Below are 24,025 nucleotides of genomic sequence, written 5' to 3'. Positions count from 1 at the left end.
CGGGCTTGTCTCGCTTTCCAGCCATCTCTCTGGTCCTCCTGACATCGGGATAAAACTATCCCAGTTCGTGGACCACTTCAGTGGGGGCACTCCAGTAGTGCCGCATCGAATGGGCGCAAAGCTTTTGGGGGTTGCCGTCCAGCGTGATTTTCAGGGATTTCGACCACTGGTAATCGATGCTCTCGCCAAACTTTTCGACAGCCAACGCGGGGTCGAGAAGTTCAGAACGGGGCGAATCCTTTCGCGGTTTGGGGACCACGTCGGGAAACAGCAAGCCGTCTCCACATTTCATATGCCTCGCCGCATGTTCGAGCAGCCTGAGCTCGATCAGATGCGAGTGGATCGACACGGTGCGCGTCTTCTTCGGCCGCTCGTCCGTCTCGTTCGGCTTTTCACCTTTAATTCCGCGATCCCCGCCCGCCGCGTGCCGGTGTACCCCAGATGTTACCCTGCCCGTTTTGTTGCTAGGCGCAAGAAACAAAAAAGCCCTCTAGGTCACTGACCTAGAGGGCTTTTTATGGCTCCGGCGGTAGGGATCGAACCTACGACCAATTGATTAACAGTCAACTGCTCTACCGCTGAGCTACGCCGGAACACGTGGGCGCGTATAGCAAGTGCGATTCCGGGCGTCCAGAGGGTCGGGAAGAAAATGTATCGGTTTCACGAAAGCTCGAAGATGGCTCCGGCGGTGAGGGGGCCGCGGGGCTGCGCCTCAAAGGTTTCGTGCAGCTCGATGAGGTGGGCGAGGACATTGCGGGCCGCGGCGGGCAGGAGCGCGGGCGGGATATCGGTGTAGAGGCGGCGGGCGAGGTCTTCGGCGGTTCCAGGCGCATCGGCCAAGGCCGTGCGAATCTGGTCGTGGCGCATCCGGCGGTGGGCGATCAGCTCCGCCATGCGGGCGCGGGGCTCCTCGATCGCTGCGCCGTGACCTGGGTGGAGGCGGGTCCAGTCGGTGCGAGAGAGACGCTCAAGCGAGGCGAGGAAAGCCGACAGCTCGCCATCGGGCGGTGAGACGAGAGAGCTCGCCCAGCCCATGACCAGATCCCCGACGATCAGCTCATCCCCGACCGCGAAGGCCAGATGATTTGCCGTATGGCCCGGCGTGTGAAGGCTCGTGATCTCTTGCCCGTCGATCCTGAGACACGCGCCCTCCGTCAAAACCCCGTCCGGCTCGAAGCCCGCATCCTGTCCTTCGCCGCCGCCCAAGGCGCCCTCGGCGGCAAGACGCGCCATGACGGGGCTGCGGCCGGCTTCGGCACCCCCGAAGGCGAGCACCTCGGCGCCGGTGCGCCGCTTCAACTCGGGCACCAGCGCGGTGTGGTCAATATGCGTATGGGTGAGAAGAATGGTCGAGACATGCCCGCCCTCGGGCACAGCGGCCAGGATCGCCTCGAGATGTTCGGGCGCTGCGGGTCCGGGATCGACCACGGCGATCTCGCGCTCCCCGATGAGATAGGTGTTCGTTCCGTGATAGGTCATCGGCGAGGGGTTCGGTGCGAGGATGCGCCGCAGCCCGGGCGAGAGCTCGATGATCCGGCCGTAATCGGGCGAGGGCGCGTTCATGTCCATTTCCTTTGCTCTCCGCAAGCGCCGTGCCACCATATCAGCAGAGGCGCGCCGGGTCATGACGGGGCGGGCCGCAGCCAGCCCGGCTCAAGGCGCAGATCATCCGCGCCGACAAGCTGAGACAGCCGGCGCAGTTCCGCCATGATCCCTTGCTCACGGGTCTTGCCCAACGCGATCCCGGTCTCGGGCCAGAAGGCGCGCACGGCGATACAGGATCCATCGCGACGCGCATCGAGCCGGCCGATCAGCCGGTCGCCCTGCATCACCGGGAAGACGTAGTAGCCGTATCGCCGCTTGGCCTCGGGCACGAAGATCTCGATCCTGTAGTGAAAGCCGAACAAGCCCTCTGCGCGCGCCCGATCCCTCAGTGCCGGGTCGAACGGGCTGAGGATGCGGATCCGCGAGGAGGGCTGCGGCAGATCGCGGAGGCCCTCCAGCGCCGCCTCGCTCGAGAAGACGCGCCGGGTGCGCCCATCGGCCATCTCGACATCGACCTCGATGAGGTGGCCCTCTTCGAGCGCGGCGGTGCACCACGCTTTCGCTTCGTCACGTCTGACGATTTCGAAGAAGGCCGCGATCTCTCCGCTCGTGCCGAAGCCGAGGCGGTCCAGCGCGGCGGACATGGCCCAATCGACGATTTCCCCGTCGCTCCGCCGGGCGTTCAGGTATTCGGGCGGGATGACCCGTTCGGCGAGATCGTATTGCTTGCGGAACCCCTGCCGGTGACAGATGGCGAGCCGCCCGGAGCGCCACAGGAATTCAAGCGCGGTCTTGGAGGGGTGCCAATCCCACCAGCCCGAAGAGCCTTTGGCTTCGCCGGCGCCAACATCCAGTGACGAGGTCGGGCCACGCTCCGCGACATGGGACAGCACGGTGTCAAGTTCGTCCCGCCATCCCTCGCGTCGGCAGGCAGGCCAGCGGGCCTGCATCCGGGCTTCGTCCCGTTCGAATTTCAGCCGCCACATCGGGTAGAACTTCATCGGGATCACGGCGGCATCGTGGGTCCAGTGCTCAAAGGCGCTTCGCCTTTTGGCAACCAGGCGTTCGAGTGCGGATGGGCGGTAGCGGCCACGCCTGGACCAGAGGATCAGATCATGCGCGCGGGCCAGCGTATTGACGCTGTCGACCTGAACGAAGCCAAGCTGCCCGAGGACGTGTTCCAGATCCTCACTCCGGCCCGAACCCGTGCCAGGCGCGAGCAGAAGATGCCGGTCGAGGAAGAGACGCCGGGCGGTCTTGTTGTCGAGGCGCGGGCGGGACATGCGCAGACCCTAGAGGCCCACGTCGCAAAGGGCACGTTCGAAATGCGCGGTGCGGCCTGGACCCAGGACGAGCGCGCGGTCTGCGTCACTCCACCGTGATGGTCACGGGATCGCTCGTCACCGGCGGGTCGTGCGGCACGTGGTTCGCATCGCCGAGCAGAAGCTGCAGCCTGTGCTCGCCCGTCGGGAGTTCGGTTGTGACCTGCGTTTGCCCACCGCCGAAATGCACGATCTGATCCGTGGCCGGCAGGTTCGCGTCAAGATCGACGCTGTCCAGTTCGGTGTTGATCAGTAAATGGTGGTGGCCGGTATTCTCGGCCTCGGTTCCAGCCGGGGCGATGCCCATCCCCTCGAGGCCAAAGACGATCGTGACCGGGTTGGATACGGTTTCCCCGTCCGAAGGCGAGATGATGTAGGCGCGGGCATCCTCGGGTGCGGGTGTGCGGTGGTCCGATGCGTGCGCGGCACTTGCAAGTGCAAGCCCGGCTCCGAGCATGAGAGCATGCGGTTTCATGAAAGCCTCCCTGATTGGTCAGGCTTCCATCCTAGCACGGTGACGGCCGAGTTGCTGTGACGCTTGCGCGAGCGATGAGAGGACGCGCCTCCACGACTGTGTGTGCACCCGCCACGCAATTTGATGACGGATGCACGGGATGGTTGAGATCAAGCCGCTTTCTTGCGGCGCGGGCGACGCGCTCGACCACGCCCACCCGGCGCCTGCGCGCTCGGTTTACCAGCGCCGCCGCCCTTGCCACGCCGCGAACGGCCCGGTTTGCTGCCGCCCGGCGCGCGCCCGTCGATGAGCGGGGATGTGCCGCTTGCGACAGGTACCTCGATTTTCATCAGGCGCTGGATCTGCGCCAGAAGGTCGGCCTCGTCGCTCGCGCAGAACGAAATCGCTTCGCCTTCACGGCCCGCACGCGCCGTCCGCCCGATCCGGTGCACGTAATTGTCCGGCACTTCCGGCAGATCGTAGTTGATGACATAGGCGACGCCCGGAATGTCGATGCCGCGTGCCGCAACGTCGGTCGCGACGAGCACGGTGATGTCTCCGTCCCGGAAGCCCTTGATCGCGCGGTCGCGTTGACCCTGGCTCTTGTTGCCGTGGATCGAGGCGGCATTGAAACCGTCGGCGCGAAGTCCCTTCATCAGCTTCTCTGCGCCATGCTTGGTGCGTGCGAAGACCAGTGTCAGCGCGTTCGGATCCTGGCTCAGGATCTCGCGCAGCTTGCGGGGTTTCTCGGGCTTTTCAAGGAAATGCACCGATTGGGTGATCTTGTCGGCAGCCTTGCCCGGAGGCGAGACCTCGACCCGGCGAGGATCGGTGAGATAGGCGCGCGACAGCTCTTCCATCTGTTTCGGCATCGTCGCCGAGAAGAGCATGGTCTGACGCGGCGTACCGAGCTTCGGCGCGATCTTCCGCAAGGCGTGGATGAAGCCCATGTCGAGCATCTGGTCGGCCTCGTCGAGCACGAGATGCCGGACCTGGCCAAGATCGACCGCGCCGCGATCCATCAGGTCCATCAGGCGGCCCGGCGTTGCAACGAGGATATCCGTGCCGCGCGACAGGATCGAGATCTGCTTGCCGATGGATTGGCCGCCGACGACGGTCGTTACTTTCAGTTTCGTGCCTTCGGTGAGACCGCGCAAGCTCTCGGCGATCTGGTTCACCAGCTCACGCGTCGGTGCGAGGATCAGCGCCTTGGAGGTCTTCGGCAGCGGTTTGCCCGGCTGCGCCAGGAGGTGGTCGATGAGGGGCAGGCCGAAAGCCAGCGTCTTGCCGGTGCCGGTCTGGGCGAGCCCCATGATGTCGTGACCGTCAAGCGCAAGCGGAATCGCCTGGTTCTGGATCGGTGTGGGTTCGGAAAAGCCCGCGCGCTCGAGGGCCGTATTGAGTGCCGGCGCAAGGCCGAGCATGTCGAAATCGAACAATGTATATCCTTTACCAGCCACGCGCGGAAGAAACCCGGCACGGCCGTGATGACAGCCGCATCCTGCGCGGCCAGAGGGTTGACGAAGGCCAATGCGAGTCCGGGCGTATCCCGGGCCAACCGGCCGTCGCGTCAGGAACCCTGCGTGATGGGGAACTGAAATTCGGTATCGCTGATGGCCCGAACGGGCGCGGCATGCTCACGCGGCAGCGCAGCGATAACAGGCAGATGGGCGAGCGGAGGTGCAAAGTCAATGAAAAAGCTTTGCGGCACCGCTCGGCCGCAGGTGAATCACGTCGAGATGAAGCGCACCTCGCCATCCGCCACGATGCCCGCAGTCAGGCGCCCGGTAGCGTACGCGCCGGTATCGAGCGCAATCCGTCCGTCCTCGGCCGAAGGCGCGTCGACGATGGTGTGACCATGCACGACCCAGATGCCGTCGCGCCGGGGCGTCTGCAGGAAGTCGCGATGCCCCCAGATCAGTGTCTTTTCCGGTGCGCTGGCGATTGGCTCGGAGGGATCTGCGCCGGCATGAAGAACCGCGACATTCCCGGTCTCATGCAGCACGGGCAGGGCGCGCAGCCACGCGACGAGGTCGTCGCCCATCGCGGTTTTCATCTCGTTGCGCGCCTCGCGCAGCTTCATGCCCCGCGTCATCTCGTTGAGGCCCGTGATGCCGATATCGGCAAGCGTCTGAAGGCCGCCATTGCGGAGCCAGCGCGGCCCCTTTTCCTCGGGATTGTCGAGAAAGCCCACGAGCATGTCCTCGTGGTTGCCCTTGAGGCTAAGGATCTCCGGGCGCGCCACGAGAAAACGCAACGTGTTTACCGACGAGGGCCCGCGATCAACGTAATCGCCAACGCAGATGACACGCAGATCCGCGGGCAGTTTCGCGAGCAACTCTTCAAGAAGATCCAGCCGTCCGTGAACATCCCCAATCGCCGCGAAAGGTTCATCCGGAGCGGGAGGAGCGAATTCAGGTTTTGATGGTTTGCGAAGCTTCTCGATCAGCGACTTGAACAACAGGGACCTCGGATCTGGAAAGGTTGCCGATGCTCCTACCAAGATCGGCTGACCTTGGCCACGTGGCGCGTCACACGTCTCTGTCACCCTGCATCTGTGGATAAGTGCCGTATTCAGTGCAGCCTGTGGCCGACGCGCCACATCATGCCCCGTGCTTGGCGGTTGTGCGCCGACCGCGGGATGCTGTGCTCACGCGAATGATCTATGCATCCCTGAGAATCCGGGGGAGTTCTTGAGTGAAACGTATCGCGGTCATCGCGTTTGTCTCGCTTGCTGCAGGCAGTGCCGTCGAAGCGCAGGACAGCTTCGCCGTTCGCTACTCGACCTATGGTTTGCCGGGCATGGTCGACATGCCGACGGCGCTCAGCTTTCCGGACTCCGATCTCTCGGTGACGGTATCGGACTTCGGCGGCACGAGCCGGATCACCGGCAGTTTCCAGGTGTTGCCACGGGTCACTGGCTCGTTTCGCTACTCGCGGATTCGGAACGATTTGGGTCCGAATAACGATCGATTTGATCGCAGCTTCTCTCTGCATGTCCGCCTGCTCGAGGAAACGCGCCGTCGCCCGGCACTGACGCTCGGCATAAACGATCTTATCGGCACGGGCGTCTACGCATCCGAGTATCTCGTTGCGACGAAGCATCTGACGCCGCGTCTTCGGGTCACGGGCGGCCTGGGATGGGGACGGCTGGGATCGAATAACGGCTTCACCAACCCCTTGGGCTTCCTGAGCGAGACGTTCGAGACGCGGCCCAGCCGCGATACAGGGCTTGGCGGCGAAGCCGAACTCGACCAGTTCTTCCGGGGAGACGCCGCTTTCTTTGGCGGCGTCGAGGTAAAGGCCACCGACAAGCTCAGCTTCGCCATCGAATATTCCTCCGACTCCTATGCGCGGGAAGACGGTCCGACCTTCGATTATCGCTCGCCGTGGAACTTCGGTCTGACCTACAAGCTGCGCGAGAACGTGAATGTCTCGGCCGCTTATCTTTACGGGTCCGCGCTGGGGGTTCAGGTCACGTTTACCACCAACCCGACCGAGCCGCCTTATGATGGCGGCGGCGATCCTGCGCCATTCCCCGTCACGCCGCGCGCGGATGTCGATGTCGCCGCGCTCGGCTGGACGCAGCCCAACGGGGGAGCAACTGCGGTGGGGCAGCTCGAAGAGGTGCTAGAGGCGGAAGGCGTGCCGCTCCACGGCTTTTCGATCGAGGGTTCCGTTGCGCGTGTCGAGATCGAGAATACCCGCTGGCGCGCCAACGCCCAGGCGATCGGACGCACGGCGCGCGTTCTGACCGGCGCGATGCCGCCGCAAGTGGATACCTTTGTTATTCGTCCGGTCTCCAACGGCATCGCGGGCGCCGAGGTCACCATCCGCAGGGCGGATATGGAGGAGCTGGCCTCCTCCCTCGACAATTCGTGGTCGAGCTATGCGCGCGCGCAGATCGAACCGACGACGACACCGTCGCAGCCACTCGCGCGGGTCTATCCGCGGTTCGACTTCGGTCTCGCGCCCTACGCCCAGCCGAGCCTATTCGACCCAGATGCCCCGGTCCGCGCGGATTTCGGCGTTCAGCTCAACGCACAGTTCGAGCCCGCGCCCGGATTCTTGTTTCGGGGTTCAGTCCGCCAAAAAGTCTTCGGAAATCTAGACGAATCCGATCGTGTTTCAGACTCGGTGCTGCCGCGGGTTCGCAGCGAGACCAACATTTACGAGCGGACAGGTCCGACGGACCTAATGAACCTGACTGGGAGCTATTTCTTCAAGCCAGGGCGTGATCTTTATGGTCGCGTGACTGTTGGCTATCTTGAACGTCATTTCGGTGGGGTTTCGACCGAAGTGCTGTGGAAGCCGGTGGACAGCAATCTCGGGATTGGGGTTGAGGCAAACTACGTCAAGCAGCGCGCGTTCGATCAGGGCTTCGGCTTCCGCGACTACGAAGTCGCGACGGGGCACGCCTCGCTCTACTACGATTTCAACAACGGCTTCGAGGCTCAAGTCGACGCTGGTCGCTACCTTGCCGGTGATTGGGGCGCGACACTGACGATCAACAGGACCTTCAAGAATGGCTGGAAGATTGGTGCGTTCGCCACGCTCACCGACGTGCCTTTCGAGGAGTTCGGCGAAGGATCATTCGACAAGGGGCTCCTGCTGACCATCCCGCTCGATTGGGCTCGCGGCGATCCGACCCGTCAGAATTTTGGCTACGCGCTCCGGCCCATTTTGCGAGACGGCGGCGCGCGGTTGTCGATCCGCGACCGGCTCTATGAGAAGGTCAATCAGTCGCATGAGCAAGAGCTTCGCGACGGTTGGGGGAGGTTCTGGAAGTGATCCGTGTTCTCCCCATCTGCGCTTTGGCTGCGCTCGCCGCCTGTGCCAGCACGCCGCCCTTCGGGTCTTTTCGGGCCGGGCTGACGCCAGAACTCGTGGCCACCGTGGACGCGCCGCTCCTCTATGTCGGCGTTGAAGGGCTCGGCCGTGAATCCACCGTCCAGCCGATTGAGACACTGGACGGGGTCACCACATGGCGCACGCCGGACGGCACCTCGGCGATTTCGACCCGCGACGGGCTTGTCGTCGCGACTCGCTCGCTCGGCGACGATTTGATGTCGGCCGATCTGGCGGGCTCCATTGCCGCTTCGAAGGGGCAGGGGGGAGACGGGTATTACCCGCGCTTCCACACAACCCTGGACGGTGAATACCAGACGGAATTCCGGAGCTTCCAGTGCATCGTGACGGCGCGAGAGCCGGAAACCCTGAATATCCTGGGAACAGCGCTCGCCACGATTCGCACCGACGAGACATGCGCCACGCCAAGTTTCGACGTCACGAACAGCTATTGGCGCGGGACGGATGGGGAACTCGTGCGGTCCGAGCAGTGGATCAGCGAAGGCACTGGTGTCATCATTACCGAACGACTGAATTGATCCGCAGGCGGCGCCATGCGGGAGGAAAGGGAACAGCTATGAGGAAAGCGCTCATCGGATCGGCGTTGATCGTCGCCGCAATGACGCTCGGTGCGTGCGGAGTGAGTTACAATAGTCCGTCCGTCAGCCAGCAGGCTGGCGGAGCGGATGTGCGGGTGGTGGATATCGATCCGCAAACGCTGCTCGTTGCCAACCGCGCGCCTTACACGCCCAAATCCCTGCCGGAAGTCTTCTATGCCGCGGCCGGTGGTGGCCAGCTGCGAGGCGTTGGCGCGTTGCCCGAAGAGCCGTTCCTGCCCGACGAGCGGCGCCAGCCGCTGGAGTTGCGCGTGCCGCCGCAAATCCCGACCGAGCCCTACCGCATCGGCGTTGGCGATGTTCTTCTCCTCGCGACGAAATCCGCCGGGTCGACGGTCGAGGAATTGTCCGGTCTTCTTGCCGCCCAGAACGCGCGGCAGGGCTACACTGTTCGCGACGACGGTGCGATCGCCATACCTGATATCGGCCCGGTGCAGGTCGCTGGCATGACCATCGAGGAAGCTGAAGCGATGCTGTTCGACGCGCTCGTGTCGAACCAGATCGACCCGGCCTTCTCGCTTGAGGTGGCCGAGTTCAACTCCAAGCGCGTCGCGGTCGGCGGGGCTGTGGGTGATCCGACAATCGTGCCGATCACGCTCAATACCCTGGATCTCGGTGAGGCGATCACCGCCGCCGGCGGCATTCAGGTCTCCAACGAGGAATTCGCCTCGATCCGCATCTACCGCGATGGATCGCTCTACCAGATCCCGTTCGAGGACTTTCTCTCGCGGCCGGACCTTCAGCGCATCCGCCTGACGAACGGCGACGCGGTCTACGTCGATACGAGCTACGATCTCCAGCAAGCGCTCGAGTTCTATCGCGCCCGAATTGACGTCATCAACATTCGCCGCGATGCGCGCCAGTCGGCTATTCAGGAACTTCAAGCTGAAGTCGGCCTGCGCCGCGCTCAGCTGAACGAGCTGAGAGACAACTTCAGATCGCGGCTGGAGCTGGATGCCGAGGATCGTGACTATGTCTATCTTGCCGGCGAGGTAACCGAGCAGAGCCGCTTCGTCATGCCGTTCAACCAGCAGACAACCTTGGCGGATGTCATTTACGGCAATGGCGGGTTCCCGACGACAACCGGCGATCCTTCGGAAATCTACATCTTGCGGTCGTCCTCCAACCCGGCAGAGTTCGGCGCCGTCACGGCTTGGCACCTGAACGCGCGGAATGCGGCGAACCTCACGCTCGCGACGCGCTTCGAGATGCGCCCGAACGACGTGGTGTTCATCGAGGAGCAGCCGATCACCAAGTGGAACCGTGCCTTGCAGCAGGCCCTCCCGACGCTGATCAACACCGCCGCATCTGCCGCGCGGCAGGGGTTGGCGAACTAGGCTGACGCTTGGAAATCAAGGCCGCGCCGACCTCGTTGGCGCGGCTTTATTACTTGCATAACTGCAATCCCGAATTTTACGAGTTGGGCGGAATCGGGCGCCTCTGACCCGATTATCGCCTTAATTGCATCACGATTGAGCTCGACACTCACAGGGCATGAGACGGGGATCCGTCCCTCAATAGCCTGGGAGAGCCTGATGCGTATTCTTGCGGTAGACGACGATCCGATCATCCTCGAACTGGTGACCACGGTTCTGAGCGATGCCGGTTACGAGGATGTCGTGACCGCTGGCTCGGCGGAGCAGGCGATGACGGTGATTTCCACGGTCGAGCGCCCGTTCGAATGCTTCCTTCTGGATATCTTGATGCCGGGCATCGACGGCGTCGCGCTTTGCGGCGAGATCCGTGCGAACCCGCTCTACAGGGCAACGCCGATCCTGATGGTCTCGCGTCTCGATGAGAAACACCATTTCGACCGTGCTTTCGCAGCGGGGGCGAGCGACTATGTCACCAAGCCGTTCGACGCGACCGAGTTCCGCGTGCGCCTTGGCCTGGCCGAGCAGATGCAGCGCCAGCAAGCGCAGCTGGCCGCGGCGCAGCACGGCAAGCCGGACCGCGAGAAGCCGCGCCTCTCCGAGGCCTTCATGCTGGATGACGTGCCCTTTTCCATCGCGAACCATGCGCTGGAAAGCTACCTGCAAGGTGTCCCGGGCGGTGTCGGCGGCATGCAGTGCTTCGCGCTCAAGCTCGCCAACGCGGTCGAAATCCATCGGAAGGCTTCGGGCAACGATTATGAATTCGTGATCAACTCGCTGGCCGATGCGGTCACCGAAGTGCTGGCGGGCGCGAACTACTTCATTTCCCATTCCGGCAACGGGGTCATCAGCTTCGTCGTTCATGGCGCGATCGACATGACCGAGGAGGAAGTGGCCCGGGCCGTGATGACCGAAGTCGGGATGCTTGATCTGCGTCTTGCCGATGGATCGCAGGTCAGCCCCGATGTCGTCGTCGGCTCCAGCAGCGTCTCGCGTCTCACCTCGCGGTCCGCGCGCATCGCCACGATGCGCGAGGCGGTGATGAACGCGGAAGGCATCGCCGACGCGGTTGCGGGAGGCAAGATCGTTCTTCAGGAACAGCCGCGCGACTCGCTGCTTGATCGCCTCTTCGGAGGTCTGGCAGCGTGAGTTCCATGGCCAGTGAACGAAACCTTCAGCCCGCCCTCGACGCGATCCGCGTGAAATTCCTCGCAAGCCTCGAAACCCGGCTTGCGGAGCTCGATGCGCTCACGACCATGATAAAGTCTGGCGACAAGGGCTCGCGTGTCTGGGAAGAAGTGCGCCTTCGCGTTCACCGTATCGCGGGTGTCGCGGGATCATTGGGCTTTCCCGCGCTCGGGGCACGTTCTGCGCGTCTCGATACCGCGATCGAGCAGTACATCGCCGAGCCGAGCAGCGCCGACGAGGCGACGATCCTCGCCGCTCTCGATGATCTTCTCGACGATATAGACGCGATCCTCGAAGACGGAAACTAGGTGTCATGCTCCGCCAGCATGTCCCGCAGCTGGTCGGTCAACGTCATCGGATCGAAGGGTTTGGTCACGAATCCGATCGCATCCGTGCGCGCCATCAGGGCGTGCGAGCTGTCCTCTGTCTGCGCCGTCATGAAGATCGCCGGCACGGTTTTCAGATGGTCGAATTCTCGCAATTTGCCGAGCGTCTCTTCCCCGCTCATCTCCGGCATCATCTGATCGAGAAGCAGAAGATCGGGCGTCAGCGACGGGGCCGCGTCGAGGGCGGCCTTGCCGCCGGCATATTGATCGACCTGCAGGCCGCCGATCATTTCGAGCGCCAAGCGCGCGATCTCTCGAATGTCGGCATCGTCCTCTACGTGAAGGATGCTGGAAAGCTGCGTCACGCCGTGCCCCTTTTGCCAAAGTCGTGGGATGCTGCAACCACCCTGACGGGCAAATGCGGCAGAAATTCGTTGTATGCCGGCAACATTCGAGCTTCCATCGCACGACACAGGACTGTTTCGGAGCTGTCCTCGTCACACAATCTACCGAAGCGGGCAAGTCGCAACGAAAAAACACTATCAGGCAGGCGACAGTGAACCTTCGGAACTTGATCTGGCATCGGCGGCACATCGTGCTTGCGGTCGCGATCATCGCCGCAGTGGGCGTTGCGAGCAGTTTTTCCGTGTATCTCATGGCCAAGCAGGAACGCGCGGAAGCGATCCTTGAGACGCATGAGCGCGCCGAGACGATCTCTGCCGAGCTGGAAAAGGGATTCCAACAGGTTCTGCTTGTCGCCCGCGGCGTCGCCGCTGCACTCGCGCGGGATACGAGGGTTGATGAGACGCTTTACGCCGATATCGTCGCGCGGGTGGCTCCGAACTCCGACGATGCGGTCGTCGAGTTCCTCAACATCGCCTTTTCGCGCGACCTCATCGTGCAGCAGGTTTATCCCCGGGCAGCAAATGCGGAGGTTCTTGGCCTCGACTACCGCGATTATCCCGATCAGCTGAGCCATGTCCGGCAGGCGCTGGACAATGCGGATGCCGTGATGATTGCACCGGTGGATCTCGTCCAGGGCGCGAAGGGCGCGATTGCGCGGATGCGTGTGGAGGATGTCCGGACGGAGGAGATCACGGGCGTGGTCTCGGTGGTGGCGACACTGGATTCGCTCTTTACGAAGGCGAACGACATCGCAGAACGGGACGGCCTCAATTTGCAGGTCATTAAGACCGGCCCGACCAGTGAGCCGATGATTGTCTTCGGTGACGCGCCGCGAACGAATGCAGAGCCGGTCGTGATCGACTTCGATGTCCTGGATGAAACCTGGCAAATGCGGCTCGTCCCGCAGGAGGGCTGGGCGATCGCGCCTGCCGATGCGGCCTTCGTGTTCATTTTCTTCGGTGCGCTCGGCGGGTCGGTGTTTCTGCTTTTTTTGTATATCGACCGGACCGAAAGCATCCGCAGAAGTGCCGAGGAGAACCTGCATACCGCGATTGATGCCATCAATGACGGCTTTGCGCTCTACGACAAGGACGACCGTCTCGTTCTGTGCAACGATACGTACAAGAGCTTCTATCCCCGCAGCGCCGACGCGATCGTGCCGGGCGCTACCTTCGCCGAAATACTCGAAAAGGGGCTGCGGAACGGCGAGTACCGCGATGCCTATGGCCGCGAAGGTGAATACACGGCAGAGCGCATGGCCGCCCATACCGGCAGCAATTCCACCTTCGTCGAAGAGCTCGATGACGGTCGCTGGCTGAAGATCTCGGAGCGTAAGCTCTCTGATGGAAGCCGGGTCGGGTTCCGGGTCGATATCACCGAACTCATGGAGGCGCGCCGCGCCGCCGAAGCGGGAAGCCGGGCCAAATCGGCTTTTCTCGACCGGATGAGCCACGAATTACGCACGCCGCTTTCCGTTCTCATGGGCTACGCGGCCTTCCTTTCGAAGCCCGAGCGACTGGCGGGCCGCCGCGCCCTGGAAGACCACGCCCCGGACGCGGAGCTTGCCGCCTATGATGCCGAGATCACGTCCCACGCGGAACACATCACGCGCTCGTCGCGCCAGCTTCTGTCGCTGATCGACCGCGTTCTTCAAGTAAGCCGGGCCGAGCAGGAGAGCTTCGAAGCTGGAGGGCAGCTGTCTCTCGATCTGATTCTCGACGATCTCGTGCGTGCGTTCGAAGTGCGTGCCGGGGATCGGTGCACCCTTGAGCTGCACAAGGCCGGATCGATTGCGACGGTCGATCACGGCGACACGGTACGCAAGGCGCTTAGTGAGATCTTGCGCCATTGCGTCGACGGGTTCCTCTCGGCGCATGTCGAAATGAGCGTCGCTGCACAGCCCGATACGATCAAGATCGCAGTCGAGATTGCCGGCGAACGGAACGCGCAAACGCCAGACGAAACTATCGTCGAGCCGTTTCCGAAGCAGAAGAGTCCATCGAGCCATCGCGACATGATGAGCCTCGAGCTGGCCATCGCCGAGCGTCTGGTCCTGCGACTCGGGGGGCGCTTCGAGTATCGCCGCGATAGTGCCGTGCGCGATCTTGTCGATGTGACGCTGCCAAAGCCGAAAGATCGGGAGGTCGAGAATGCGGCATGAGGTCGAAAACGGGTCAGGCCTCTGCCCAAGTCTTGTCAGAATTCGCCTGTAACAAAGTCACTGCATCCGGGAGAGCGCAAGTAAGGGGTTGTAATGATTAAATTTTCAAAGCGTATTGGCGCGCTAGGTCAGCGCAGGAATCTCGGTCTTGCGCTGGTTTTGGGCGGTATTTTCGGCGCCTTCGCCGCGCTCAGCCTGGCGGAATTCGGCTATGATGGCGGCCTTCCGCTCGATCTCTACCTACTGATGACCGCGACGCTGATCGTCTCGGCCGGGGCGTTCTTCCAGCTCCATCTCTACAACCGTCAGCAGGAACGGAAACTCGAGCTCGAGCGCAAGGAAAACGCCGTTATGCGTATGGCGCTCGACACCCACGCGATTGTCTCGGTAACGGATTCGCAAGGGCGTATAATCGATGTGAATTCCCGCTTCACGGAACTGACTGGCTACGAGCGCAACGAAATCATCGGTCGCACGCCCCGCTTCCTGCACGAAAGCGAAGAGGGCACGCAGACCTTCCACATGATCCGCGCTGCTCTCGATCAGGGCAGGACGTGGCATGGCGAGCATTGCTCGATCAGCAAAACCGGCGAGAAGCGCTGGTTCGAGGTGACTGTCGTTCCGATGATGAGCCAGCGCCGCGAATTGGTGAAGGCGATCTCCGTTCGAACCGACGTGACCGAACAACGTGCCGCGGAAGCCGACCGCCAGATGAGCGCGATTCTCGACAACATGCAGGACGAGGTGTTCATCTACCGGGCCCGCGATCTGCGTATGCACTATATGAACGAGGCTGCCTGTGCGCGGTTCGGCTGGAAAACGGCCGATGTGAAGTCCAAAACCATGACGGACATTCGCGGCGATTTCGACGAGGCGCGCTTCCGGCGTCACCTTGCCCCGCTTTTTTCCGGGTCGGTCACGACCACCTATCTTCAGGGCCAGCATTCCGGCGATCCGGTCGAGGTGTCGACCAGTCTTTTCGAGGCCGTCGACGGCGAGAAGCTGCTGATCTCGGTCCTGCGCGACATCCGGGAACGCGAAGCGCTCGCGCGGGCGAAACTGTCCTCGGTGTCGGTCGTCAGCCACGAGCTCCGCACGCCGCTCACCGCGATTTCCGGCGCGATCAAGATGCTCAAGGGCCGGTTCAGCGACGAATATAGCAAGCAGGTCGGCGGCATTGTCGATATCGCCGAGCGGAATTGCGAACGTCTTCTGTTCATCGTGAACGACATTCTCGATCTGGAGAAGATCGAGGCCGGCAAGATGTCCTTCGACAAGAAACCCCTCGCGATCGATGCCCTGGCGAGCGAGGCGATCAGCAGCCTGCAGCCTTATGCGTCGGAGCTGGGTGTGCGGCTTTCGCTCGAGACGCAGGTCGAGGACGCGATGGTCGAGGCGGATGCCTCCCGCATGATGCAGGTCATGTCCAATCTTCTGTCGAACGCGGCGAAGTATTCGTCCGAAGGCGATGTCGTGAACGTCGCCGTCACGGCAACCGACGGCGGCTGGCGCGTTGCGGTCAAAGATCATGGGCCCGGTATCGGTCCCGAAGATCAGGCGAAACTCTTCAACACGTTCGCGCAGATCAATGCGGCCGACGGCAAGAAGCGTCTCGGCACCGGGCTCGGGCTCGCGATCACCCGGCGCATTCTCGACAATCACGGGGCGCGGATCGGGGTGGACAGCGTCGTCGGCAAAGGCTCTACGTTCTACTTCGAAATCCCGAAATACGTCGAAAATGCCGAGGCCGAGACGGTAATCGCCGCCTGATCGGACCTGCGCCACCTGTGGCCGTGGACCAGCGGCGCGCGTTCTTGTAGAGGTCGGCCGACTGACCGCAAAGGACGAAGGCCATGACCGAAAACGCGTATCCGGATATTGTGTATACAAAGGTAGACGAAGCGCCGGAGCTTGCCTCCCACTCGCTTCTGCCGATCATCCGCAGCTTCACTGATGCCGCTGGCGTTACCGTCGGAATGAAGGACATCTCGCTCGCCGGCCGTATCCTCGCCGCCTTCCCCGAGCGGCTCTCGGACGACCAGAAGCAGAGCGACGATCTGGCCGAGCTTGGCCGAATCGTGAAGCAGCCGGACGCCAACGTCATCAAGCTGCCCAACATCTCGGCCTCCGTGCCGCAGCTCGTCGCCGCCGTGCGCGAGCTTCAGGGGCAGGGCTACGACATTCCCGACTATCCCGAAGAGCCGGGCACCGATGCCGAGAAGGACATCCGCGCACGATATGACGCGATCAAGGGTTCGGCCGTGAACCCGGTCCTGCGCGAAGGCAATTCGGATCGCCGCGCTGCGGCCGCCGTCAAGAAATACGCAATGGCGAACCCGCATTCGATGGGTGAATGGTCGTCTGACAGCAAGACGCATGTCTCCTCGATGTCGGAAGGCGACTTCTACTCGAACGAGAAATCCGCAACGCTCAGCGCCGCGCAGGCGGGCAAAGCGACGATCGAGCACGTCGCCGAGGATGGCTCCGTGACCGTGCTGAAAGAGGGCGTCGATTTCCCCGAAGGCACCGTGGTCGACGCGACGTTCATGTCGGCGGCCAAGCTCGATGCGTTCCTGGCTGACCAGATTGCGAAGACCAAGGAGGAGGGCATCCTCTTCTCGCTGCATATGAAGGCGACGATGATGAAGGTCTCCGATCCGATCATCTTCGGCCACGCGGTGAAGGAATTCCTCAAGCCCGTTTTCGAGAAATACGGCGACAAGCTGAAGGCCGCGGGCGTGAACCCGAATTCCGGCATCGGCGACATGATGAACCGCGTCGCCGAGATGGACGAGCGCGCCGAGATCGAAGCCGAGATCAAGCGCGTAATGGACGAGCGTCCGGCCATGTACATGGTCGACAGCGGCAAGGGCATCTCGAACCTGCATGTCCCATCGGACGTCATCATCGACGCGTCCATGCCGGCAGTCATTCGTGCAGGCGGCAAGGGCTGGGGGCCGGACGACGCGCAGCACGACACCAACTGCGTCATCCCCGACAGCTCCTACGCGCCGGTCTACGATGAGACGATTCGCTACTTCAAGGAGACGGGCGCTCTCGATCCGACGACCTCGGGCACGGTGCAGAATATCGGCCTGATGGCACAGAAGGCCGAGGAATACGGCTCGCACCCGACGACCTTCGCGATCCCCGCGAAGGGCACCGTGCGCCTCAAGACCGCCAATGGCGACATCCTGCACGAGCACGCGGTCGAGCCCGGCGATATCTGGCGCTCCGCTTCCGCCAAGAAGGCCCCGATCGAGGATTGGGTGAAGCTCGCCATCGAGCGGCAGAAGGCGGAAGGCTGCGAGGCGATCTTCTGGCTCGATGCGAACCGTGCCCATGACGCGGAGCTCATCTCTTTCGTGAAGCCCATTCTCGAAGCCGAGGGCGTCGCCGACAAGTTCCAGATCATGGCGCCGCGCGAGGCGACCCGCCAGACTCTGGAGACGATCCGCAAAGGCGAGAACTCCATCGCGATCACCGGCAACGTGCTGCGCGACTATCTCACTGACCTCTTCCCGATCCTGGAGCTTGGCACCTCGGCCAAGATGCTCTCCATCGTGAAGCTTATGAATGGCGGCGGCCTCTTCGAGACCGGCGCGGGCGGGTCGGCTCCGAAGCACGTCCAGCAGCTCGTCGAAGAGAACCACCTGCGCTGGGACAGCCTGGGCGAGTTCTGCGCGCTGGCCGAAAGCCTGAAGTTCCTCGCCGATCAGCGCGGAAACGACAAGGCGCGCGTGCTGGGCAAGGGCGTCGAGGTCGCAACCCAAGGCGTGCTCGACCACGACCGGTCGCCTTCGCGGAAGGTCGGCCAGCCCGATAACCGCGACAGCCATTTCTGGTTCGCGCTTTACTGGGCCGACGCATTGGCCGAGCAGACCGAGGATGCCGAGATCGCGCAGCATTTCGCGCCCATCGCCAAGGCGCTGCGCGAGAATGCCGATGCGATCGTGGCCGAGCTTGCCGAAGCGCAGGGTCAAAAGGTCGATCTTGGCGGCTACTATCACACGGACGAGGCCAAGACCTCGGCGGTGATGCGCCCGTCCAGGACGCTGAACGAGATCATCGGCTAACCTCCAGCCCGAATTTGCAAAGTTGCGCCCGCCGGTTTGCAGATCGGCGGGCGTTTTCATGCCCGGCAGCGGTTTTCGCGCCGGCGCGCTGCCGCTAGGCTCGACCCGTCCCACCTTCAGGAGCTGAGATGCGCGCCTTCTTCGACGACCGCCAGATGAAGCACGAACCCAAGGGCCGCCTCGTTGCGGGTGTGATGAAGCCCTCGCCCGAGGAACCCGAACGCGCCGTGCGCCTCAAGCGCGGGGCCGAGGCGGCGGGCTACATTGTCGAAGCGCCCGGCGATTACGGGCTTGGCCCGATCGCCCGGGTTCACGATCCGGCCTATATCCGGTTTCTCGAGACGATTCACGAGCGCTGGGCGCGGCTCGACGGAGCCTCCGAAGAGGTCATGCCGAACGTGCATCCGGCCAACCGCACGGACAGCTATCCGGCCTCGCCGGTCGGACTTGCGGGCTTTCACATGGCCGATACGGCGTGCCCGATCGGCCCCGACACATGGTTCTCGGCCTATTGGTCGGCGCAGGCCGCGCTGTCGGCGGCTGATGCGCTGATGACGGGGGAGCGCGGGGCCTACGCGCTGTGCCGCCCGCCGGGGCATCACGCGTTCGCCGATCTGGCGGGCGGTTTTTGTTATCTGAACAATTCAGCCATCGCGGCAGAGCATCTGACCCGCGCCGGCCGCCGTGTCGCGATCCTCGATGTGGACGTGCACCACGGCAATGGCACGCAAGGCATCTTCTACTCCCGAGGCGACGTGCTGACAGTATCGATCCACGCCGATCCAATGGGGTTCTACCCGTTCTACTGGGGTCACGCGCATGAACGGGGGGAAGGTGCCGGGCGCGGCGCGAACCTCAATCTGCCGCTGGCGCGCGGGCAGGGAGATGCAGAGTTCCTGGACGCGCTCAGCCCGGCACTCGCGCAGATCCGCGCCTTCGGGACGGACGCGCTGGTGATCGCGTTGGGGCTCGACGCATACGAGGGCGATCCGCTCAAGGGGCTTGCGGTGACGACCGAGGGGTTCACCCGCATCGGTGCAGCCATCGCGGAGGCGGGTATGCCCACGCTCTTCGTGCAGGAGGGCGGCTACCTGTCAGAGGCGCTCGAGCACAATCTGACCTCGGTCCTCGGTGGCTTTCACGGGGCCTGATCGCGCCGCGCGAGCAAAACCGAATGATAATCGCAGTCCGGGTCTTCTGCCAAGAAGGACACGACCGACAGTCCCGCCTCCGCAAGGCGCGTGGCATACTCGTCGCGCGACAGGCTCGCATGATAGACGGGATCGGTGCCCACATGCCCGAAGGCCTCACCCGCAGAGGGGCCGACAGTCAACAATAGCGGTGCGCCGGGTTTCAGATGCCGGGCAAGGCGCGGAATGACGGATCGCTGCTCGGCCGCAGTCAGGTGGAAGAACGCGTCCCAGGACAACGCCCCGTCGAACACCTGCCCGAGTTCGAGATCGCGCATATCCGCGACGCGCCAATCGCCCTCCGGCGCGTGGCGCCGCGCGCGTTCGATCATGGGCGCTGCGGCATCGATCCCGGTGACGCACATTCCTTTGTCGCGAAGATAGGCGGCGATCGGCCGGCCTGTCCCGCAGCCGATATCGAGCACCTGACCGCCCTCCGGCACAAGCGCGAGGAAGCGATCGAGCCAAGCCTTCTCGAACAAGACTTGCGGCCGGGTCGCATCGAAGAAGGCCGCCTGACCTTCGTAGACGCGCACGGTATCGCGGGCATCGGCGCGCTTGGGGTGGTTTTCCATATGGCAAGCCTACATCGAAAGGCAGTGGCGCGACATCCGTGCCGCCTCGCATCTGTTGTGCCGCTCTCCGGCAGCACGTATAGGCGCGTCATGTGGGCTTTGTCTTTATAGGTTGCGGGCGATGCGCTTATCACGAACGCAGCTCCGCATCGTCCAGATCCTCGTGAGCCTCACATTGCTCACGCTGCTCTGGCTGGCGGTGGACGGGCAGCAAGCCCTCAGGATTCTGCGTCGCGCGGATTGGAGCTGGATCGTGCTGGCCTGGGGGGTGATGACCCTTCAGACCGTGCTTTCTGCGCTGCGCTGGAAGCTCATCGCGGCCAAGCTCGGGCAAAGCTTTTCCTATATTCACGCCCTGTCCGAATATTACCTCTCGCAATTCGTGAACCAGTCGCTTCCGGGCGGCATGGTAGGAGATGCGGGCCGGGCGTACCGGGCGCGGAAGCAAGCCGGCCTTTTGCGCGCGGCGCAGGGCGTGTTCTTCGAACGTCTCTCGCAGCAGGCGGGGATCTTCGCGGTCTTTGCCGTGACCTATGTGGTGACGATCGTGCAGCCGGGGGGATTGCGCTGGCCGGTATGGCTCACCTCGATCACCGCGCCGTTCCTCCTGATCTGCCTCGGGCTACCGTTCATCCTTTATTTCGGCTGGCTTCTGCCGGGCCCGCAACGACGCGCGCTCGAAGACCTGTGGTCATCACTCGAAGCCTCGCTCGTCAAACCGCGTATCCTGGCCTATCAGGCGCCCCTGGCGCTGGTCACGGCGGCCTGCAACATCTTCGCCTTCTATGCCTGTGCGCGTTCGATCGGGGTCGAATTACCCCTTGTGGCCGTGCTTGGCCTTGTCCCGCTCATCCTTTTCATGATGCTGGTGCCGGTCACGGTTTCGGGCTGGGGGCTGCGCGAAGGGGTGGCGGCCGCGCTCTTCCCGATCGTTGGCGCGAGCGGTTATTCGGGCCTCGCCGCGTCCATCGCCTTCGGGCTCGTGTTTCTTGCGGCGGTGCTGCCCGGCGTTCTTCCGATCCTTTTCCGAAGACGCCGCGTTGAGGAGGAGAGGGGAGCGAGCTAACTCCCTATCCGATAGCCGAAATCGAGAGTGTGATGCCAGTAACCGCCGGTCCCGTCCTGATCTTCCGCCATTTGACTGACCGCGCGCTGGAACTGGCGGCGCTCGTCCTGACGGATGACGCCACACCGCCCGAGCCGCTAGAGACCAGCGAGAGCAGGATCGCGCCGACCGAGCTTGCAATGATCGACGGGCAGGGTGTGTGGCGGTTCGACTTCGCGTTGCCGCGCGGCGGGCAGCACGGCTACAGCTTCGGCGGACAGAGCTACCCGGTCGCGACCGATTTCGAGGGCGATCTTCGGATCGGTTTCGTGTCCTGCAACGGAGAGGAGCATGGCGATCTCGGCCGCGAAGACGGCGAGCGCAACGCGATGTGGCGGCACATGCACGAGGCGCATCGCCGCGAGCCCTTGCACCTTTTGCTACACGGGGGCGATCAGGTCTATGCGGACGAAGTGACGGACGGCCACCCGCTGAGTGACGATTGGCCCGAAGACCTGCGGAGCGATGTCCCCGAGGCGGAGCTCGACGATCTTTCCGCGCATCTGCGCCGTGGCTTCCTCGATCGCTACACACGGACTTATGCGGGCTCGGGCTTTGCCCGGATGACCGCCGAAGTGCCGTCGCTGATGATGTGGGACGATCACGATATCTGCGACGGGTGGGGCTCGCTCGGTCCGGACGTGGAAAAGACGCCGGTGGCAAAACGGCTTTTCGCGGCGGCGCGGGAGGCTTTCCTGCTCTACCAGCACGCCGCGACCGAAGCGGATGTGCCCGACCTGTTTCTCGATCCCGAAGGGCGGAGCCTCGGCTTCCGCCGGGATCTGCCGGGCGTGACGCTGCTCGCCCCGGATCTGCGCTCCGAGCGCACGCTCGACCGGATCATGGGCGAGACGGGCTGGCGGCTCTTCGACGACACCCGCGCGGATGTCGCCGAACGGGTGCTGATGATCTCATCGGTGCCGCTTCTGGGGCCACGTCTGTCGATCCTCGAGAAGATGATGAACGCGATCCCGACGATGCAGAAATACGAGGACGATCTGCGCGATCAGTGGCAAAGCTACGCCCATCGCGAGGAGTGGAAGCGGATGTTGCGCGCCGTGATCGAAATGGAAGCCGCGGGCAGCGACGTGACCGCGCTTTCTGGCGAAATTCACCTTGCCACGCGCGCGACGCTCGCCAGCCCGCGCGGCCCTGTGCACCAGCTCGTCGCATCGGGCATCTCGCATCGCGCGCCGCCAAAGGCCTGGGCCTGGACGCTTGGAACGCTGGCGCGGCTTGGCGAAGCGCCGCTGCCCGAACACCCGATCCGTATCGTGCCGTTGCCGGGGCGGGGCACGAACTACACCGCCGAGCGGAATTATCTCGTGGTGGAGCGCCGAGGCGGTGACTGGCGCGCGCGCTGGGCGCTGGAAGACAGCGGCCTGACGCCGGAACTCTCGCTCTAGAGGCGCCGCGCCGAGGGCGCGGCGGCGAGGGCTCTGCCCTCGCGCTCCCGCGGTATTTCCGCCAACCCAAAGAGGGCGCGCGGTCGCTCAGCCCAGATAGACGCGGCCCTTGGGATAGCGCACGCGCGCGACGGAATGGGTGGCGAGGAAGAAGCCCAGCGTCAGCGGTCCGACGCGCCCCAAGAACATCACCACCATGATCATCGCGCGACCGACCGTGTCGAGGTCTCCGGTCGCGCCCATCGACAGACCGACTGTTCCGAAGGCCGAGACCACCTCGAAGGCGAGGGTCAGGAACGTGCCGTCATGTGTGATCGAGACGACGAACAGGGCGACGAAGACGATCAGGATCGACACCACGGTGAGCGCCAGGACCTTCATCACCTCTTCGAGGCCGAGACTGCGTCCAAAGGCGTTGAGCTCGGTGCTTTTGCGGAAAAAGGCGATGGTGGCGAGGACGAGGACGATGGCCGTCGTCACCTTGATGCCGCCCGCTGTCGAGGTCGAGCCGCCGCCGATCAGCATCAGCGTCATGGTCATGAGCGCGGTCGCGTCATGCATCTCGCCGGTATTGATCGTGTTGAACCCCGCGGTGCGCGGCGTGACCGCCTGGAACCAGCTCGCCGTGATCTTGCCCCAGAGGTTCAATTCTCCCAGCGTGGCGGGATTGGTCCATTCCAGGAGGGCGAAGGTGAGCCATCCGATGAGGATCAGGCAGACCGAACCGTAAAGCATGATCTTCGTATGCAGCGAAAGTTGCCGCCAGTTCCGGCTGTCATAGATATCGGCAAGGACGACGAAGCCGAGCCCGCCGACGATGAACAGGAGCGGGATCACGAAATTGATCAGCGGATGCGCGGCCCAAGGAATGAGGCTCTGGTCATCGAGCCCGAAGCCCGCATTGTTGAAGGCGGAGATCGCGTGAAAGATCGCGTACCAGGTGCCCTCGGCCCAGCCGAGATCGGGCACGAAGACAGCGAGCAGAAGGACCGCGCCGCCTGCCTCGCAGGTCAGCGCGACCACGAGGATCACGCGGACCAGCTTGATCAGGTCACCGATCGAGGATTGGTTGAGGTCCTCGCGCAGGATCAACCGCTGTCCGAGACCGATCTTCACCCCGATCGCCGAAAGGACGAAGACCGCAAAGGTCATGAGGCCAAGCCCGCCGAACTGGATGAGAAGCGCGATCACCACCTGTCCGATGAGAGTGAAGTCCTGTCCCGTCGAGACGACCACGAGCCCCGTCACCGTCACCGCCGATGTCGAAGTGAAAAGCGCATCATAAATCGACACGCCCCCGGTATTGGCAAAGGGCAGGCTCAGGAGAGCCGCGCCAAGAAGGATGACGATCAGGTAAAGGCTGGCCAGAAGTGCCGGCGGAGAGAGCCGGACAAGGCGGTCTAGAAGGCGCGTTCTGACGCCGATATTGGCCAT

20 protein-coding genes and 1 tRNA gene are annotated in these 24,025 nt (G+C 63.4%); 11 read left to right on the top strand and 10 right to left on the bottom strand.

What is annotated here, in order from left to right:
- Positions 1-55: 55 nt before the first annotated feature.
- From BM171_RS15185 to BM171_RS15155, 7 genes are all read right to left on the bottom strand, one after another.
- The gene (locus tag BM171_RS15185) at positions 56-481 is read right to left on the bottom strand and encodes a site-specific integrase (protein ID WP_139218719.1); all 426 of its coding nucleotides are present in this window, start codon (positions 479-481) and stop codon (positions 56-58) included.
- Between the two features lie 37 nt (positions 482-518).
- Positions 519-593, bottom strand: a tRNA-Asn gene (locus tag BM171_RS15180).
- A 67-nt stretch (positions 594-660) separates the two neighbouring features.
- Complete coding sequence (locus BM171_RS15175) at positions 661-1,563, bottom strand: MBL fold metallo-hydrolase (protein ID WP_093014328.1); 903 nt, start codon at positions 1,561-1,563, stop codon at positions 661-663.
- Between the two features lie 59 nt (positions 1,564-1,622).
- Complete coding sequence (locus BM171_RS15170) at positions 1,623-2,828, bottom strand: winged helix-turn-helix domain-containing protein (RefSeq protein WP_093014278.1); 1,206 nt, start codon at positions 2,826-2,828, stop codon at positions 1,623-1,625.
- 85 nt (positions 2,829-2,913) lie between these two features.
- On the bottom strand, positions 2,914-3,342 hold the full coding sequence (locus BM171_RS15165) for a DUF4399 domain-containing protein (protein WP_093014275.1): 429 nt from the start codon (positions 3,340-3,342) through the stop codon (positions 2,914-2,916).
- A gap of 149 nt (positions 3,343-3,491) precedes the next feature.
- Entirely contained in the window at positions 3,492-4,760 is a 1,269-nt protein-coding gene (locus BM171_RS15160; RefSeq protein WP_093014272.1) for a DEAD/DEAH box helicase, read from the bottom strand.
- 290 nt (positions 4,761-5,050) lie between these two features.
- Positions 5,051-5,782 carry a metallophosphoesterase gene (locus BM171_RS15155; protein ID WP_245760286.1) on the bottom strand — a complete coding sequence of 244 codons (732 nt, stop codon included), beginning with the start codon at positions 5,780-5,782 and terminating at the stop codon, positions 5,051-5,053.
- 236 nt (positions 5,783-6,018) lie between these two features.
- Here BM171_RS15155 and BM171_RS15150 point away from each other — a divergent pair, with 236 nt between their 5' ends.
- The 5 genes from BM171_RS15150 to BM171_RS15130 all read left to right on the top strand — a co-directional run bounded on the left by BM171_RS15150 (position 6,019) and on the right by BM171_RS15130 (position 11,655).
- The gene (locus BM171_RS15150) at positions 6,019-8,112 is read left to right on the top strand and encodes a YjbH domain-containing protein (RefSeq protein WP_093014269.1); all 2,094 of its coding nucleotides are present in this window, start codon (positions 6,019-6,021) and stop codon (positions 8,110-8,112) included.
- Positions 8,109-8,708, top strand: a complete 600-nt coding sequence (locus BM171_RS15145) for a YjbF family lipoprotein (protein ID WP_175497582.1) — start codon at positions 8,109-8,111, stop codon at positions 8,706-8,708. Before BM171_RS15150 ends, BM171_RS15145 begins: the two co-directional genes overlap by 4 nt.
- A 38-nt stretch (positions 8,709-8,746) precedes the next feature.
- Entirely contained in the window at positions 8,747-10,123 is a 1,377-nt protein-coding gene (locus BM171_RS15140; protein WP_175497581.1) for a polysaccharide biosynthesis/export family protein, read from the top strand.
- Positions 10,124-10,321: 198 nt separating this feature from the next.
- Positions 10,322-11,308, top strand: coding sequence for a response regulator (locus BM171_RS15135; protein ID WP_093014263.1), 987 nt, complete (start codon positions 10,322-10,324; stop codon positions 11,306-11,308).
- Positions 11,309-11,313: 5 nt separating this feature from the next.
- Positions 11,314-11,655, top strand: a complete 342-nt coding sequence (locus tag BM171_RS15130; protein ID WP_093014260.1) for an Hpt domain-containing protein — start codon at positions 11,314-11,316, stop codon at positions 11,653-11,655.
- Here BM171_RS15130 and BM171_RS15125 read toward each other — a convergent pair.
- Positions 11,652-12,038 carry a response regulator gene (locus BM171_RS15125; protein WP_093014257.1) on the bottom strand — a complete coding sequence of 129 codons (387 nt, stop codon included), beginning with the start codon at positions 12,036-12,038 and terminating at the stop codon, positions 11,652-11,654. The two genes, BM171_RS15130 and BM171_RS15125, sit on opposite strands and share 4 nt — an antisense overlap.
- Positions 12,039-12,229: 191 nt before the next feature.
- Here BM171_RS15125 and BM171_RS15120 point away from each other — a divergent pair, with 191 nt between their 5' ends.
- From BM171_RS15120 to BM171_RS15105, 4 genes are all read left to right on the top strand, one after another.
- The gene (locus tag BM171_RS15120) at positions 12,230-14,239 is read left to right on the top strand and encodes a PAS-domain containing protein (protein ID WP_175497580.1); all 2,010 of its coding nucleotides are present in this window, start codon (positions 12,230-12,232) and stop codon (positions 14,237-14,239) included.
- A 93-nt stretch (positions 14,240-14,332) separates the two neighbouring features.
- Positions 14,333-16,009, top strand: a complete 1,677-nt coding sequence (locus tag BM171_RS15115; protein ID WP_093014251.1) for a PAS domain-containing sensor histidine kinase — start codon at positions 14,333-14,335, stop codon at positions 16,007-16,009.
- Between the two features lie 83 nt (positions 16,010-16,092).
- Positions 16,093-18,315, top strand: coding sequence for an NADP-dependent isocitrate dehydrogenase (locus BM171_RS15110; protein WP_093014248.1), 2,223 nt, complete (start codon positions 16,093-16,095; stop codon positions 18,313-18,315).
- A gap of 128 nt (positions 18,316-18,443) precedes the next feature.
- Positions 18,444-19,466, top strand: a complete 1,023-nt coding sequence (locus BM171_RS15105; RefSeq protein ID WP_093014245.1) for a histone deacetylase family protein — start codon at positions 18,444-18,446, stop codon at positions 19,464-19,466.
- Here the strand turns inward: BM171_RS15105 and BM171_RS15100 are convergent.
- Positions 19,454-20,080: a class I SAM-dependent DNA methyltransferase gene (locus BM171_RS15100; protein ID WP_093014242.1), complete on the bottom strand. Its 627-nt coding sequence runs from the start codon at positions 20,078-20,080 to the stop codon at positions 19,454-19,456. The genes BM171_RS15105 and BM171_RS15100 overlap by 13 nt on opposite strands.
- Positions 20,081-20,201: 121 nt before the next feature.
- Between BM171_RS15100 and BM171_RS15095 the strand changes: the two genes are divergently transcribed.
- Together BM171_RS15095 and BM171_RS15090 are read left to right on the top strand one after the other, a co-directional pair.
- Positions 20,202-21,146: a lysylphosphatidylglycerol synthase transmembrane domain-containing protein gene (locus tag BM171_RS15095; protein WP_093014239.1), complete on the top strand. Its 945-nt coding sequence runs from the start codon at positions 20,202-20,204 to the stop codon at positions 21,144-21,146.
- 32 nt (positions 21,147-21,178) lie between these two features.
- Complete coding sequence (locus BM171_RS15090; RefSeq protein WP_093014236.1) at positions 21,179-22,591, top strand: alkaline phosphatase D family protein; 1,413 nt, start codon at positions 21,179-21,181, stop codon at positions 22,589-22,591.
- An 87-nt stretch (positions 22,592-22,678) separates the two neighbouring features.
- Here BM171_RS15090 and BM171_RS15085 read toward each other — a convergent pair whose 3' ends face one another.
- Positions 22,679-24,025, bottom strand: a complete 1,347-nt coding sequence (locus tag BM171_RS15085; RefSeq protein WP_093014233.1) for a TrkH family potassium uptake protein — start codon at positions 24,023-24,025, stop codon at positions 22,679-22,681.

It is taken from the genome of Roseivivax halotolerans (genome assembly GCF_900115815.1).
GTDB lineage: Bacteria > Pseudomonadota > Alphaproteobacteria > Rhodobacterales > Rhodobacteraceae > Roseivivax > Roseivivax halotolerans.
Note: the sequence above shows the minus strand (reverse complement) of the source record. Positions and strands in the feature narration are given on the sequence as shown.